12 protein-coding genes are annotated in these 15,445 nt (G+C 71.5%); 3 read left to right on the forward strand and 9 right to left on the reverse strand.

Translation table 11 applies throughout. The features are described from left to right. Positions 1-22: 22 nt before the first annotated feature. On the reverse strand, positions 23-850 hold the full coding sequence (lipB, locus tag OHA61_RS28765) for a lipoyl(octanoyl) transferase LipB (RefSeq protein WP_406305478.1): 828 nt from the start codon (positions 848-850) through the stop codon (positions 23-25). Positions 851-1,089: 239 nt separating this feature from the next. Here lipB and OHA61_RS28770 point away from each other — a divergent pair, with 239 nt between their 5' ends. Further along, on the forward strand, positions 1,090-2,535 hold the full coding sequence (locus tag OHA61_RS28770; protein WP_406305480.1) for a regulator: 1,446 nt from the start codon (positions 1,090-1,092) through the stop codon (positions 2,533-2,535). Positions 2,536-2,720: 185 nt separating this feature from the next. Here OHA61_RS28770 and OHA61_RS28775 read toward each other — a convergent pair whose 3' ends face one another. Together OHA61_RS28775 and OHA61_RS28780 are read right to left on the reverse strand one after the other, a co-directional pair. Further along, positions 2,721-4,067, reverse strand: coding sequence for an FAD-dependent oxidoreductase (locus OHA61_RS28775; protein ID WP_406305481.1), 1,347 nt, complete (start codon positions 4,065-4,067; stop codon positions 2,721-2,723). Positions 4,068-4,281: 214 nt separating this feature from the next. Further along, the gene (locus OHA61_RS28780; protein ID WP_406305482.1) at positions 4,282-5,181 is read right to left on the reverse strand and encodes a TIGR01777 family oxidoreductase; all 900 of its coding nucleotides are present in this window, start codon (positions 5,179-5,181) and stop codon (positions 4,282-4,284) included. 44 nt (positions 5,182-5,225) lie between these two features. Here OHA61_RS28780 and OHA61_RS28785 point away from each other — a divergent pair, with 44 nt between their 5' ends. Further along, positions 5,226-5,726: a GNAT family N-acetyltransferase gene (locus tag OHA61_RS28785; RefSeq protein WP_406305483.1), complete on the forward strand. Its 501-nt coding sequence runs from the start codon at positions 5,226-5,228 to the stop codon at positions 5,724-5,726. A gap of 41 nt (positions 5,727-5,767) precedes the next feature. Here the strand turns inward: OHA61_RS28785 and OHA61_RS28790 are convergent, their stop codons facing one another. Continuing rightward, positions 5,768-6,289 carry a DUF4240 domain-containing protein gene (locus OHA61_RS28790; protein WP_406307511.1) on the reverse strand — a complete coding sequence of 174 codons (522 nt, stop codon included), beginning with the start codon at positions 6,287-6,289 and terminating at the stop codon, positions 5,768-5,770. A gap of 122 nt (positions 6,290-6,411) precedes the next feature. Here OHA61_RS28790 and OHA61_RS28795 point away from each other — a divergent pair, with 122 nt between their 5' ends. Next, positions 6,412-7,341, forward strand: a complete 930-nt coding sequence (locus OHA61_RS28795) for an SDR family oxidoreductase (RefSeq protein WP_406305484.1) — start codon at positions 6,412-6,414, stop codon at positions 7,339-7,341. A 6-nt stretch (positions 7,342-7,347) separates the two neighbouring features. Here OHA61_RS28795 and OHA61_RS28800 read toward each other — a convergent pair whose 3' ends face one another. The 5 genes from OHA61_RS28800 to lpdA form a co-directional block, all read right to left on the reverse strand. After that, positions 7,348-8,313, reverse strand: a complete 966-nt coding sequence (locus OHA61_RS28800; protein ID WP_406305485.1) for a helix-turn-helix transcriptional regulator — start codon at positions 8,311-8,313, stop codon at positions 7,348-7,350. Between the two features lie 157 nt (positions 8,314-8,470). Then, positions 8,471-11,155 carry a pyruvate dehydrogenase (acetyl-transferring), homodimeric type gene (gene aceE, locus OHA61_RS28805; RefSeq protein ID WP_406305486.1) on the reverse strand — a complete coding sequence of 895 codons (2,685 nt, stop codon included), beginning with the start codon at positions 11,153-11,155 and terminating at the stop codon, positions 8,471-8,473. A gap of 264 nt (positions 11,156-11,419) precedes the next feature. Continuing rightward, positions 11,420-12,043 carry a GntR family transcriptional regulator gene (locus tag OHA61_RS28810; RefSeq protein WP_324976874.1) on the reverse strand — a complete coding sequence of 208 codons (624 nt, stop codon included), beginning with the start codon at positions 12,041-12,043 and terminating at the stop codon, positions 11,420-11,422. Between the two features lie 94 nt (positions 12,044-12,137). After that, entirely contained in the window at positions 12,138-13,901 is a 1,764-nt protein-coding gene (sucB, locus tag OHA61_RS28815; protein WP_406305487.1) for a 2-oxoglutarate dehydrogenase, E2 component, dihydrolipoamide succinyltransferase, read from the reverse strand. A gap of 53 nt (positions 13,902-13,954) precedes the next feature. After that, positions 13,955-15,343 carry a dihydrolipoyl dehydrogenase gene (lpdA, locus tag OHA61_RS28820; RefSeq protein ID WP_406305488.1) on the reverse strand — a complete coding sequence of 463 codons (1,389 nt, stop codon included), beginning with the start codon at positions 15,341-15,343 and terminating at the stop codon, positions 13,955-13,957. Positions 15,344-15,445 lie beyond the last annotated feature (102 nt).

Below are 15,445 nucleotides of genomic sequence, written 5' to 3' on the forward strand. Positions count from 1 at the left end.
TGCGGCCGGACGGCCGCATTCCTCAGACGGTCGCCTTCTCCGCCTCGCGCGGCTTCTCCGCCTCGCGCTCGATCACGCGCGGCTTGAGGTCCGCGTGCTCCAGCACCTCGCGCAGCTGCCTCTCCAGTACGGGGAGCACCTCCGCGATCGTGATGTCGCGGCCCAGCTCGTTCGCCAGCGAGGCCACGCCCGCGTCCCGGATCCCGCACGGCACGATCCGGTCGAACCAGGTGTTGTCCGGGTTCACATTGAGCGCGAAGCCGTGCATCGAGACGCCCTTGGCGATACGGATGCCGATCGCCGCGAGCTTGCGGTCCTCGCGACGCTGGCCCGCGTTGGACGGCGCGTACTCCGGACCGTTCAGCCGCGGGTCGAACTCGTCGTCCTGGAGCCGTGGGTCGAAGTCGAGCGAGAGACCGCCGATCGCCGGGCGCCGGTCCACCGGGTCGCCCAGCACCCAGACGCCGCTGCGGCCCTCGACCCGGCTGGTCTCCAGGCCGAACTCCGCGCAGGTGAGGATCAGGGCGTCCTCCAGCCTGCGGACATGCGCGACGACATCCACCGGACGCGGCAGCTTGAGGATCGGGTAGCCAACCAGCTGGCCGGGGCCGTGCCAGGTGATCTTGCCGCCGCGGTCGACGTCGACGACGGGAGTGCCGTCGAGCGGGCGCTCGCTGTCCTGCGTACGCCGCCCCGCCGTATACACCGGCGGATGTTCGAGCAGCAGACAGGTGTCCTCGATCTCTTCGGCGAAGCGGGCGGCGTGGACCTCGCGCTGCTTCTGCCACGCCTCCTGGTACTCGACGGCTTCGTCGCCGAATCCCAGATGGACGAACCGGAGCTCACTCACGGCTGTGCCTCCCTAGAACCTTCAGCGTGCACTCATCACGCCCCAGCCACTGTACGGCGGCCCTCGGGGGAGCGGACGGGCAGGGATGTTCGCCGGATGTCCGTCAGTGGCGACCCCAATCCTCACACGATCGGATGAATGTGAAGCGAAGGTGGCGGTGTGGGCAGGAAGTGCCGCTAAATTCGCGCCGTTCCATGAGGGCTGCTCCCCGGCCCGGAAGGCAGGAGACCGCACAGCTGATGACGGAACGACCCCCACAGCGCATCCCCAACCGACAGCTCGCCGCGCTCATCGCAGAAGCCGGATTCTCCAACGCAGGACTCGCCCGCCGGGTGGACCAGCTCGGCCTCGAGCACGGACTCGATCTGCGCTACGACAAGACGTCCGTCACCCGCTGGCTCCGCGGGCAGCAGCCGCGCGGTACGACGCCCGCGCTGATCGCCGAGGTCTTCACACGGCGGCTCGGCCGCCGGCTGTCGGCGCAGGACCTCGGTCTCGACGCCTGCGCCCCCGTCTACGCCGGTCTGGAGTTCGCGGCCACACCCGAAGAGGCCGTCGACATCGTCAGCGGGCTGTGGCGCAAGGACTCCGGCAGCCATGTGGAGCTGCGCAAGATCGCTTTCACCCCGGCCGGTCTGGTCGTGCCGAGCCGGGACTGGCTGATCGGCCGGGCCGACGAGCGAGTGAGCCGGGGAGAAGCCGTACAGAACGGCACGATCCGCGTCCCCCAGCAGGGCCGCGCCTCCGTCCCCCGCCAGCGCGGCACCGAACGGGGGCCCGGCCAGAAAGTCTCCGGCGGCGACATCGCGGCGCTGCGCTCGGTCGGCGAGCTCTTCCGCAGCCTCGACCACGCCTACGGCGGCGGGCACGCCAGGCAGGCCCTCGTGCGCTACCTCGAACACGAGGCCGAGCCGATGCTGCGCGGCACATACGGGGAGGTGACCGGGCGGCGCCTGTTCGCCGCGGCCGCGGATCTGACGCGGCTGGCCGGCTGGACCTCGTACGACATCGCGGCGCACGGGCTCGCCCAGCGTTACTTCGTCCAGGCGCTGCGGCTCTCCCAGGCCGCGGGCGACCGGGCGTACGGCTCGTATGTGCTCGTCACCATGAGCCGCCAGGCGGTCTACCTCGGGCACGGGCGCGAGGCCGTCCAGCTGACCCGCGTCGCCCAGCAGGGCGTGGGCTCCTCGGCGCCGCCGGTCGTGCAGGCGCTGCTGCACGCCGTCGAGGCGCGCGGGCACGGGGTGCTCGGCGAGGTGCGGGCGTGCACCGCCGCGCTGGTGCGGGCCGAGCGGGCACTGGAGACGGCGCGGCCGGGGGACGATGTGCCGCACTGGGCGCGCTTCTTCGACGAGGCGCAGCTCGCGGACGAGTTCGGGCACTGCCACCGGGATCTGCAGCAGTACCGCTCGGCGGTGCAGCACGCCGAGCGCTCGCTGCAGCTGCGCGCCCCGGCGTACGCGCGCAGCCGCCTGTTCTGCCGGGTGGTGCTCGCCTCCGCCCGGCTCGGGCTGGGGGAGCTGGACCAGGCGTGCGCGCTGGGGGCGGAGGCGGCGTTGCAGGCGTCGGAGATGCGGTCGGCGCGGGCGGTGGAGTACGTGCGGGACTTCGAGCGGCGGCTGGAGCCGTACCGGGACGCGGCGGCGGTGCGGAACTATCGCGACCGGGTCGCTGCGCTGGGCTAGGGGGCTCGGGCCTGCGCGCCTGCGGCGGGCCTTGTCCCCTACCCGCCGTTCCCGAACTGGGGGCAAGCCCCAGACCCCGTATGCGACCTTCGGCCGCATGTCCTCAAACGCCGGACGGGCTGAACTTCAGCCTCGCCGGCGTTTGAGGCGCGGGGGTTCGGGGGCGGAGCCCCAGAGAGAATGCGCTAGGCGGCTGTCGAGAGCGCGGCCGACTCCTGGCGTGGGGACTGGACGCCGAAGTCGCGCAGGATCGCCTCCGCCGCCCTTCTGCCCGAGAACAGCGCTCCCTGCACCGTGCTCGTGTCCCGGTGGTCCCCGCACACGTACAGACCCGCCAGCAGCCGCACCGGGCGGCGCACGTCGTGTGGTGGGGGCATCGCCGGGACCGCCTCCGGGTCGTGGTGGACCGACAGGAGTTCCCAGTCGTCGGTCGGCGTGCCGTACAGCGTGGCGAGGTGCGCGCGGACCCTGCGGTCCAGATACGGCGGGGGAGTCCCGAGCACCGTCGAAGAGATCAGCACCCGGCCGGCCGGTGCGCGCGAGGGGTCGACCTCGCTCATGACCGCGGTGTGCGAGACGGGCCCGCCGCGGTCCGCGTCCAGGACGAGGGCCGGGTCGGCGAGCGGGGCTCCGGGCGCGGTGTGGTGCAGCACCGTCACCGGGTGGAAGGGCGGCACCCGCAGGCCCGGCAGCAGTTCGGCCGCCGCGCGGGCGCCGGTGGCCAGCAGCAGGGCGCGGCAGCGCAGTTCGCCGTACTCCCGGGTTCTGACCCGGCTGATGGAGGCGTCGCTCACGCGGATGCCCGTGTGGACCGTGCCGGGCGGCAGGGCGGCCGCGAGCTGCCGGGGCAGGACCGCGGCGCCGCCCTCGGGAACGCACATCAGGCCGCGTGCGAAGCCGCGCAGCGCGAGATCGGCGCACCGGCTGGACGTGATGAGCGCCGGGTCGCAGAGCAGCGTGGAGAGCAGCGGCCGCAGGAAGCCGTGGACCGTGCGCGCCGGCATCCCGCGGGCGCACAGCGAGCCCGCTGTGACCCGTTCGGGGCGGGCGAGCAGGCGCTCCACCGAGGTGCCCGCAAGGCGGGCCAGGGACGCTCCGAGCCGCGCCTGGTCCAGTGGCCTGGGGGCGCTCGCGAGGGCGCGCGCGACGGTGAATGCTCCCCCTACGCCCCGGAGGGCGTGGGGAGCCCCCCACCGCGCGCCCCCCGGTTCGCCGGTTCGGCGGACCACTTCACCGGTGCGCTGCAGCCGTCCCCCGCTGTGCACGAGCACCCCGGGCGAAAAGGGCCGCAGGACGACGTCCCCGAGCCCGCCCGTACGGCGCAGTTCGGGATACGAGGTGTTGAGCAACTGGCCTATGCGGTCGAGCCGGAAACCGTCGAGCTCCTCGGTGGCCATCCGGCCGCCCACCTCGGGGGCGGCCTCCAGAACCCTGACCGAGACGCCTGCGCCGGTCAGTTGATGAGCCGCCGAGAGACCGGCGATTCCGGCCCCGACAATGATGACGTCCGCATGATGAGCGGTGCTGAGCACGTGCCCCTCCCCGAGGTCGGCGCGGCTGGTGGGAGGCTCATGCCCCCAACAGGCCCGAGGAATACCCGAGTTCCGCCCGAGACTAGGCAGGGGTGGCCGAACCGGGAGTCGCGCATGCGGTGGAGCACCGGTGCGCGGGGGCGCACGCCGTTCCGGGAGCGCCGCCCGGGTCCCGCCCGGGCTCCCGCCCCGCGATCGACCCCGGCCCCGAAGCTCAGACGGACGCGTGAACGGCCGCGCCGATCGCCTCGTCGATGCCGGGGAACGCGAACGAGAAGCCCGACTCCAGCAGCCGCGTCGGCAGCACCCGCGCGCTGGTCAGGATGTCCCCGGCCAGCTCGCCGAGCGCGATCCGCAGCGCCGGGGCCGGGACCGCGAAGACCGCCGGACGGTGCAGTGCGCGGCCCATCGCCGCCGTGACCTCGCGATTGGTGACCGGGTCCGGGGCCGTGAGGTTGAAGGGCCCGGACAGCGACTCCGTATCGAGGAGGTGCCGCAGCGCCGCGACCTCGTCGTGCAGCGAGATGAAGCTCCAGTACTGCCTGCCGTTGCCGAGCCGACCGCCGAGGCCGGCCTTGAACAGCGGGAACATCCGCCCCCAGGCCCCGCCCTCGCGTGCGACCACAAGTCCCGTGCGGGCGATGGCAGTCCGGATGCCCGCCTCCTGCGCCGGAGCCGCCGCCTCTTCCCACTCCACGGCCATGTTTGGCAGAAATCCGTCGCCCGGGGGCGCGCTCTCGTCCACCGCGCGGTCCCCGGTGTCGCCGTAGTAGCCGATCGCGCTGCCGCAGACCAGCACCCGCGGCGGTTCGGCCAGCGAGGCCAGGGCCTCCGCCACGGCGGCGGTGCCCAGCACGCGGCTGTCCCTGATCTTCTTGCGGTACGCGTCGTTCCAGCGGCGCTCGCCGATCCCGGCGCCCGCGAGGTGCACGACGCCCTCGCAGCCGACCAGTCCCGCGGCGTCGACGTACTGCCGCTCCGGGTCCCACTCCACCTCGTCCCCGGCCTGCGGCGGGCGGCGCACCAGGCGCACGACCTCGTGCCCGTCCGAGCGCAGGGAGCGTACGAGTGCCGTACCGATGAGTCCGGTGGAGCCGGTGACCGCGATTCGCATGGGCTCATCCTGCCCCGCGGGAGCCGCATGGCACAGTGACGTCCATGTCCGCGTCGCACATACGTCCCGCACTGCTCGCCGACGAGGCGGCCCTCGGCGAGCTCGACCGCGATACCTGGTCGCCGCTGCACGCCGTACAGCCAAAGCCCCGGCCGCCCTTCGATCCGTTCTTCGACTCGAACCACCGGCCCGAGCACTTCCTGGTCGCCGAGGACGCCGCCGACGGCGGTGTCGTCGGCTACATACGGCTGATCCCGCCCACCCCGCTCGCCTGCAACCAGCATGTGCGCCAGATCCAGGGCCTCGCGGTGGCCGGCCGGGCGCGCGGGCGCGGCATCGGGCGGGCACTGCTGCGGGCGGCGTTCGACGAGGCGCGGCGGCAGGGCGCGGTGCGCATGACACTGCGGGTGCTCGGCCACAACAAGCCGGCGCGGGCGCTGTACGAGTCAGAGGGCTTCGTGGTCGAGGGCGTGCTGCCGGGGGAGTTCTACCTGGACGGGCAGTACGTCGACGATGTGATGATGGGCCGCAGCCTCACCCGCTGAGCGGGCGGCGAAGGCAACTCGCCCGCCCCGCACGGGAGTTCTCACGGCTCCCCGAAACGCTCCCAGAGCTTGGGGAAACGCCCCGCGAGGGCCGCGTCGTCGTCGAAGTCGAACGGCGTGCCGACCGGCTCGGCCGCCTGCGGCGGGATTCCCAGATCCGGTGCGACAACGCCGGTGAGCTGCTCGTACGCCTCGTCCGCCGCGTAGCCCAGCTCCTCGCCGTCCCCGTCGATGTCCTCGTCGAACTCGTCGAGGAGCTCGGCGAGCGTGTCCGGATCGTGCACCGCCCCCTCGAAGATCTCCCGGCCCTGACCGATGAGCCAGCAGCGGAAGTAGTCGAACGCGTCGTCGCTGGCGCCGCCGAGCAGCACGGCGGCCGCGCCCCACAGATCCCAGGTGTACGCGCGGTTGTAGCGGGCCTCGAAGTGCCGCGCGAAGTCCAGCACGGAGTCGGGGTCGAGCTGCAACAGTCGCTCGACCAGCAGATCGGCATGGTCCTCGGGGTCGCCCTCGGCGGCCTCGCGGGTGCTGTCGATGATCTCCCAGAACTCCGTCTCGTCCATCACGGGACAAGCATCGTGGTTGGCGGGGGGCTGCGCACGCGGAGCCGCCGAAATGCTGAGTCTTTCGATGAGCTGATGAATGGCGGACAGAGGATGTCGGGTATCCGTGCGACGGTCGGTTCATGACGACGAAAACACCCCTGGCAGGGAAAGTCGCACTGGTCGCGGGCGCCACCCGGGGCGCGGGCCGTGCCATCGCCGTGCAACTGGGCGCCGCGGGCGCGACCGTCTACGCGACCGGAAGGACCACCCGCGAGCAGGTCAGCGAGGTCGGCCGGGCGACGGAGACCATCGAGGAGACGGCGGAACTGGTCACGGCCGCGGGCGGCGAAGGCATCGCCGTACCGACGGACCATCTGGAGCCCGGGCAGGTACGGGCGCTGGTCGGGCGGATCGAGCGGGACCACGGCCGGCTCGACATCCTGGTCAACGACATCTGGGGCGGCAACTTCCTGCTCGACTTCAACACGAAGATGTGGGACGTCGAGCTGGACCGCGGGCTGCGGATGCTCGATCTCGGAGCCAAGAGCCACATCATCACCAGCAGCATCGCGCTTCCCCTGCTGGTGAAGCAGCCCGGCGGTCTGGTGGTCGAGGTCACCGACGGCACGGCCGCGACCAACAAGGGTTTCCGCGAGAACTTCTACTACGACCTCGCCAAGAACGCCCCGATCCGCATGGCTTTCATCCTGGGCGAGGAGCTGAAGAGTGTGGGCGCCACGGCCGTCGCGGTCACTCCGGGCTTCATCCGCTCCGAGGAGATGCTCGACATCTTCAAACTCACCGAGGAGACCTGGCGCGACGGGATCGGCAAGCAGCCGCACTGGGCGCTGTCCGAGTCGCCGCTCTATCTCGGCCGGGGGGTCGCCGCGCTCGCCGCCGATCCCGAGCGGGCCCGCTGGAACGGACAGTCACTGTCCAGCGGGGAGCTGGCCAGGGAGTACAGAGTCACCGACGCGGACGGCAGCCGGCCGGACGTCTGGGCGTACATGATGGCGGAGAAGGCAGCCGAGCACACCGGGGACAAGCCGTCCATGGAGGACTACCGCTAGAGGGGACTACCGGTAAAGCTGGGAGGCCCGTTCCGCCGACTCGGCGAACAGGGCGCGCAGTTCCGCGGGCTCCAGCACCTCCACATCGGGTCCCAGACCGAACAGCTGGCCGTACGCCACCTCGTGGGACTCCACCCGCAGCGAGAGCGTCACCCGGCCCTGCTCGTCCGGCCCTTCCGCGGCCGCCAGCGCCTCGCGGGCCGCTGCCCGGTCGGTGACGTACGGCAGCCGGCGCACGCCCTCCTCGGTGAGCCGCACCACCACCTCGGCACGCAGGATGGAGCGCGCGAACTGCGCCGCGCGCTCCTCCCAGAAGGCGGGCAGGTCGAACTCCTCGTCGCGCTCGAAGACTTCGCCGTCCGGCTCCACGCCCGTGAAGCGGTCGATCCGGTACACCCGGAAGGCAATGCCCGCGCGGGCGCACAGATACCAGACGCCCGCCTTGAGCACGAGCCCGTACGGCTCCAACTCCCGCTCCACCTCGGCATCCTGACGCCGGTAACGCGCCCTGATCCGGCGGTCGTCCCACACCGCCTCCGCGACGGCGGGCAGCAGATCCGGCGTCCGCGGCTCCTGGTACCAGCCAGGGGCATCGAGATGGAAGCGCTGCGCCGCGCTCTGCGGGGCGTCCCGCAACGAGGGCAGCAGCGCCGCGGACACCTTCAGGCGCGCCGCGGACGCCGCGTCCTGAAGGCCCATCTCCCGCAGCGCGCCCGGGAGCCCCGACAGGAACAGGGCCTCGGCCTCACTGCGCCCGAGCCCGGTGAGCCGGGTGCGGTAGCCGCCGACGAGACGGTAGCCGCCGGCCCGGCCGCGGTCGGCGCAGACCGGCACCCCGGCCTCGGACAGCGCGAGCGCGTCCCGGGTGATGGTCCGCTCCGACACGTCCAGCTCGCGTGCCAGCTCGGCCCCGGTCATCGAGGGCCTGGTCTGGAGGAGCAGAACCATCTTGATCAGCCGTGCGGCGCGCATGGAGACATTGTCACGGGTGGGGGCGCGCGGGGCGGAAGATCGGCGCACGGACTGTGATGCGCTCCGGGTCGTGGAAGCGCCGGGCTGCTGAAACGATCCAGGTCTGACCATTAAGGGGGCGACGCGCACCGCGTCGCCCCCTTCGCCACGCGTGGCGTTACAGGCCGTAGCGCTCGCGCGCCTCCTTCACGGCCGAGGCCGGGACCTCACCGCGCCTGGCCAGCTGGGCCAGCGCCGCGACCGTGATCGACTGGGCGTCCACGCCGAAGTGGCGACGGGCCGCCTCCCGCGTGTCCGACAGGCCGAAGCCGTCCGTGCCGAGCGAGGAGTAGTCCTGCTCGACCCACTGGCTGATCTGGTCGGGGACCTGGCGCATCCAGTCGGACACCGCCAGGACCGGGCCCGGTGCGCCCTCCAGTGCCTGAGTGACGTACGGGGTGCGCTGCTCGCCGTGGAGCAGGGCCTCGTCGGCCTCCAGCGCGTCCCGGCGCAGCTCGCCCCACGAGGTCGCGGACCAGACGTCGGCCGTGACTCCCCAGTCGGAGCTGAGCAGTTCCTGTGCCTCGAGGGCCCAGTGGATCGCCGTGCCCGAGGCGAGGAGCTGGAGCCGCGGGGCGTCGGCGCCGGCGGGCGCACCCTCCTTGAAGCGGTAGAGACCGCGCAGGATGCCCTCCTCGACGCCCTGGGGCATCGCGGGCTGCACCTTCGGCTCGTTGTAGACCGTCAGGTAGTAGAAGACGTTCTCCGCGTCGGGGCCGTACATCCGGCGCAGACCGTCCTTGACGATGACCGCGATCTCGTACGCGAAGGCCGGGTCGTAGTTGAGCGACGCCGGGTTCGTGGACGCGATCAGATGCGAGTGGCCGTCCGCGTGCTGCAGGCCCTCGCCGGTCAGCGTGGTACGGCCGGCCGTCGCGCCGACGATGAAGCCCTTGCCGAGCTGGTCGGCGAGCTGCCACATCTGGTCCGCCGTGCGCTGCCAGCCGAACATCGAGTAGAAGATGTAGAACGGGATCATCGGCTCGCCGTGCGTCGCGTACGACGTCGACGCGGCGATGAAGTCGGCCATGGCCCCGGCCTCGGTGATCCCCTCGTTGAGGATCTGGCCGTCCTTGGCCTCCTTGTAGTACATCAACTGGTCGCGGTCGACCGGCTCGTACGTCTGGCCCAGCGGGGAGTAGATGCCGGCCGACGGGAAGAGCGACTCCATACCGAAGGTGCGGGCCTCGTCCGGGACGATCGGCACCCAGCGCCTGCCGGTCTCCTTGTCCCGCATCAGGTCCTTGACCAGGCGTACGAAGGCCATGGTGGTGGCCATCTCCTGCTTGCCGGAGCCCTTTTCGAGCGCCTTGAACCCCCGCGCGGTGTTTTCATCGGGGGCGGGCAGAGCGACCGCGTGCACCCGGCGGGCCGGGGCCGGGCCGCCGAGGGCGGCGCGGCGCTCCTGGAGGTAGCGGACCTCGGCGGAGTCGGCGCCGGGGTGACCGTAGGGCACCGGGCCGTCGGCGAAGGCGCTGTCGGCGATCGGGAGTCCGAGCAGGTCGCGCATGCCCTTGAACTCGTCGGTCGTCAGCTTCTTCATCTGGTGGTTGGCGTTCTTCGACTCGAAGCCCTTGCCGAGGGTGTAGCCCTTCACCGTCTGCGCGAGGATCACGGTCGGCGCGCCCTTGTGCTCGACGGCCGCGCGGTACGCCGCGTACACCTTGCGGGCCTCGTGGCCGCCGCGGGAGGTGTAGAAGCACTCGGCGATCTTCGCGTCGCTGATCAGCTTCGACAGCTCGACGAGCGCGGGCTCGGCGCCGAAGAAGTGCTCGCGGATGTACGCGACGTCGCGCGTGGCGTACGTCTGGAACTGCGCGTCCGGGACCTCGCGCAGGCGGCGCACCAGCGCGCCCGCCGTGTCCAGCTGGAACAGCTCGTCCCAGGCGGAGCCCCAGAGCGACTTGACGACATTCCAGCCGGCGCCGCGGAACTGTGCCTCCAGCTCCTGCACGATCTTGAAGTTGGCGCGGACCGGACCGTCGAGCCGCTGCAGGTTGCAGTTGATGACGAAGGTCAGGTTGTCGAGCCGCTCACGCGACGCGAGCGCGAGGGCGGCGGTCGACTCGGGCTCGTCCATCTCGCCGTCGCCGAGGAAGGCCCAGACGTGCGAGTTCGCCGTGTCCTTGATCCCGCGATTGTGGAGATAGCGGTTGAACCGCGCCTGGTAGATCGCGGAGAGCGGGCCGAGGCCCATGGAGACGGTGGGGAACTCCCACAGCCACGGCAGGCGCCGCGGGTGCGGATAGGACGGGAGGCCGTTGCCGCCGGCCTCCTGGCGGAAGTTGTCCAGGTGCGCCTCGGTCAGGCGTCCGTCGAGGAAGGCGCGGGCGTAGATACCGGGGGACGCGTGGCCCTGGATGTAGAGCTGGTCGCCGCTGCCGTCGCCCTCCTTGCCGCGGAAGAAGTGGTTGAAGCCGGTCTCGTAGAGCCAGGCGGCGGAGGCGAAGGTGGCGATGTGGCCGCCGACGCCGAAGCGGGAGCCGCGGGTGACCATCGCGGCCGCGTTCCAGCGGTTCCACGCGGTGATGCGGGCCTCCATCGCCTCGTCGCCGTCGAATGCGGGCTCGGCGGAGGTGGGGATGGTGTTGACGTAGTCCGTCTCCAGCAGCCGGGGCACGGGAACCCCGGCCGTCTCGGCGTGCTGGAGGGTACGGCGCATCAGATACGCGGCGCGGTGCGGTCCTGCGTGCTGGGTGACGGCGTCGACAGACGCCGCCCACTCGGCGGTTTCCTCGGCGTCGCGGTCCGGGAGCTGGTCGAGCTCGCTCGGAAGCTTGCGTACGCGTACGGGGTCGGGCATGGTCGCCGCCTTCCGGACAGGAGGGGGGTGGAGAAAAGGGGGTGCCGTGTCTGGCAGGACAGGGCGGGTGGGTCGGTGGACCCGGAGACGACTGTAAGTCCCTGATCGATGATCGATCAAAGCTTGGCGGGAAATTGGCATCCAGTGCCGCGAAATGGGGCACAGGGTGCCGCCGCAAATCGGTATGTTCCGGGCGGGCGCCGGTCGCCGCGGTCCGCCCGGTCATCCGGTGTGTCCGTCCTCGAACGCCGGACGGGCTGGAAATCAGGCTCGCGGCGCGCAGCCGAGGACGTGGGCCTTGACCAGCGTGCCGATCTCCGGGTCGCGCCGCCGGAACGCCGCCACCAGTTCCTCGTGCTCCTCCGCGTACGACTTCTGCACCGTCCCCAGCCACCGGATCGACAGCGCCGTGAACACCTCGATGCCCAGCCCTTCCCAGGTGTGCAGCAGTACGCCGTTGCGCGCGGCCCGTACGAGCTCCCGGTGGAAGGCGACCGTGTGCCGCACCTGCGCCGCCGAGTCCCCGGTCCGGTCCGCCTCGTACAGCGCCGCCACATGCGGTTCGAGCGCCGAGCAGTCGTCGGCGAGACGCCCGGCCGCCAGCTCGGCGGCGATCTGCTCCAGACCGGCCCGTACGGGGTAGCTCTCCTCCAGGTCGGCGGCGGTGAGATTCCGTACGCGTACGCCCTTGTTGGGCGCCGACTCGATCAGCCGCAGGCTCTCCAGCTCCCGCAGCGCCTCGCGCACGGGCGTCTGGGAGACCTGCAGCTCGGTCGCGATGCGCCGCTCCACGATCCGCTCGCCGGGCTTCCAGCGGCCGCTGACGATCCCCTCCACGATGTGCTCGCGGATCTGCTCGCGCAGCGAGTGGACGACGGGCGGGGTCATGAGGGCTCCTCCGGAAACGATCTGGCACCCCTGACAATACGGCGCCCCGTCCGGAACAACTCCGGACGGGGCGCCGTCGTACTGCTGTTGAGCCCTACAGGCCGAGCTCGACCTCGAACTCGCCCGCCTCGAGGATCGCCTTGACGGCCGTCAGGTAGCGGGCCGCGTCGGCGCCGTCCACCAGGCGGTGGTCGTAGGAGAGCGCCAGGTACGTCATGTCACGGACGCCGATGACGGTGCCCTCGGCGGTCTCGATGACCGCCGGACGCTTGACGGTGGCGCCGATGCCCAGGATGGCGGCCTGGTTCGGCGGCACGATGACCGTGTCGAACAGGGCGCCGCGCGAGCCGGTGTTGCTGATGGTGAAGGTCGCGCCGGACAGCTCGTCCGGAGTGATCTTGTTGCCGCGGACCTTGCCGGCCAGGTCGGCGGTGGCCTTGGAGATACCGGCCAGGTTCAGGTCGCCCGCGCCCTTGATGACCGGCGTCATCAGACCCTTCTCGGAGTCCACGGCGATGCCGATGTTCTCCGAGTCGAAGTACGTGATGGTGCCCTCGTCCTCGTTGATCCGGGCGTTGATGACCGGGTGGGCCTTCAGCGCCTGGGCAGCGGCCTTGACGAAGAACGGCATCGGGGACAGCTTGACGCCCTCACGGGCGGCGAAGGCGTCCTTGGCCTGGTTGCGCAGCCTCATCACCTTGGTGATGTCCACCTCGACGACCGAGGTCAGCTGGGCCTGGGTGTGCAGGGCCTTCATCATGTTGTCGCCGATGACCTTGCGCATGCGGGTCATCTTGACCGTCTGACCGCGCAGCGGGGACACCTCGAGGGCCGGAGCCTTAGCGGCGGCCGGTGCGGCGGCAGGGGCCGGAGCGGCAGCGGCGGCCCTGGCGGCCTCCGCGGCTGCGACGACGTCCTGCTTGCGGATACGGCCACCGACGCCGGTGCCCTTGACCGAGGCCAGGTCGACGCCGTTCTCGGCGGCGAGCTTACGGACCAGGGGGGTCACGTACGCGTCGCTCGCCTCGGCGGCGGGCGCGGCCGGAGCAGCCGGAGCCGGAGCGGCGACCGGGGCCGACGCGGGGGCAGCGACCGGAGCCGGAGCAGCCGGGGCCGCGGGAGCCACAGGGGCAGCCGGAGCCGGGGCGGGAGCAGCCGGAGCCGGAGCCGGAGCCGGAGCCGGAGCAGCGACCGGGGCCGGGGCGGCGGGCGCGGGAGCCGCGGCCGGAGCCGCACCCGCGGCGCCGATCACGGCCAGCTTGGCGCCGACCTCCGCGGTCTCGTCCTCGCCGACGGTGATCTCCAGCAGCACACCGGAAGCCGGGGCCGGGATCTCGGTGTCGACCTTGTCCGTGGAGACCTCGAGCAGCGGCTCGTCGGCCTCGACGCTCTCGCCGACCTGCTTGAGCCAGCGGGTGACGGTGCCCTCGGTGACGCTCTCGCCGAGCGCCGGAAGGACGACGTCCGTACCGGTGGCGCCGCCCGCGGGGGCAGCGGCCGGAGCGGGCGCGGCAGCCGGGGCCGGAGCCTCGGCGACCGGAGCCGGAGCGGCCGGCACGGGGGCGGCCACGGTCGGGGCCTCGGCGGCAGCCGGAGCCGGGGCGGCGGCGGGCGCGCCGCTGCCGTCGTCGATGATCGCCAGCTCGGCGCCGACCTCGACGGTCTCGTCCTCGGCGACCTTGATGGAGGCGAGGATGCCCGCGGCCGGGGCCGGGATCTCGGTGTCGACCTTGTCGGTCGACACCTCGAGCAGTGGCTCGTCGGCCTCGACTCGTTCGCCCTCGGCCTTCAGCCAGCGGGTGACAGTGCCCTCGGTGACGCTCTCGCCGAGCGCCGGAAGGGTTACGGAAACCGACATGGTTTCTGTTGCTCCTAACGGATGTGCGGAAATGGTCGTCGCGCCCGAGGGGCTCAGTCGTGGGAGTGCAGGGGCTTGCCCGCGAGTGCCAGGTGGGCCTCGCCGAGAGCCTCGCTCTGCGTCGGGTGCGCGTGGATGAGCTGCGCGACCTCGGCCGGCAGAGCCTCCCAGTTGTAGATCAGCTGAGCCTCACCGACCTGCTCGCCCATACGGTCACCGACCATGTGGACGCCGACCACGGCACCGTCCTTGACCTGGACGAGCTTGATCTCGCCCGCGGTCTTGAGGATCTTGCTCTTGCCGTTGCCCGCGAGGTTGTACTTCAGGGCGACGACCTTGTCCGCACCGTAGATCTCCTTGGCCTTGGCCTCGGTGATGCCCACGGAGGCGACCTCCGGGTGGCAGTACGTCACCCGGGGCACACCGTCGTAGTCGATCGGAACGGTCTTCAGACCGGCCAGCCGCTCTGCAACCAGGATGCCCTCGGCGAAGCCGACGTGCGCGAGCTGGAGCGTCGGTACGAGGTCGCCGACCGCGGAGATCGTGGGGACATTCGTCTGCATGTACTCGTCGACCAGGACATAGCCGCGGTCCATCGCGACGCCCTGCTCCTCGTAGCCGAGGCCGGCGGAGACGGGGCCGCGGCCGACGGCGACGAGCAGCACCTCGGCCTCGAAGGCCTTGCCGTCCGCGAGCGTGACGCGCACGCCGTCCGCGGTGTACTCGGCCTTCTCGAAGAAGGTGCCCAGGTTGAACTTGATGCCGCGCTTGCGGAATGCACGCTCAAGAAGCTTCGAGCTGTTCTCGTCCTCGACCGGGACGAGGTGCTTGAGGCCCTCGATGACGGTGACGTCGGAGCCGAAGGACTTCCACGCGGAGGCGAACTCGACGCCGATGACGCCGCCGCCCAGCACGATCGCGGACTGCGGGACGCGGTCCAGCACCAGCGCGTGGTCCGAGGAGATGATGCGGTTGCCGTCGATCACCAGGCCCGGCAGCGACTTCGGTACGGAGCCGGTGGCGAGAAGGACGTGGCGGCCCTGGACACGCTGGCCGTTGACGTCGACGGAGGTGGGGGAGGACAGCCGGCCCTCGCCCTCGATGTAGGTGACCTTGCGGGAGGCGATCAGACCCTGAAGACCCTTGTACAGGCCCGAGATCACCTCGTCCTTGTACTTGTGGACCGCCGCCATGTCGATGCCCTCGAAGGTGGCCTTGACGCCGAACTGGTCGGCCTCACGAGCCTGGTCGGCGATTTCGCCGGCGTGCAGCAGTGCCTTCGTGGGGATGCATCCGTTGTGCAGGCAGGTACCGCCGACCTTGCCCTTCTCGATCAGGGCGACGTCCAGGCCCAGCTGAGCTCCACGCAGCGCCGCAGCGTAACCGCCGCTACCACCGCCGAGGATCACTAGGTCGAAAACGGTGCTGGCGTCGTTCGCCACGTCACGTCCTCCATGCATGTGCGCCGGTCGCCGGTCCTCTGTGACCGGGCGGCGGCTGGTGTTCGGCCGCTGTTTCTTCGGCCCTGTGGTGGGGGCCCTGTC

The organism is Streptomyces sp. NBC_00885, assembly GCF_045207475.1.
GTDB lineage: Bacteria > Actinomycetota > Actinomycetes > Streptomycetales > Streptomycetaceae > Streptomyces.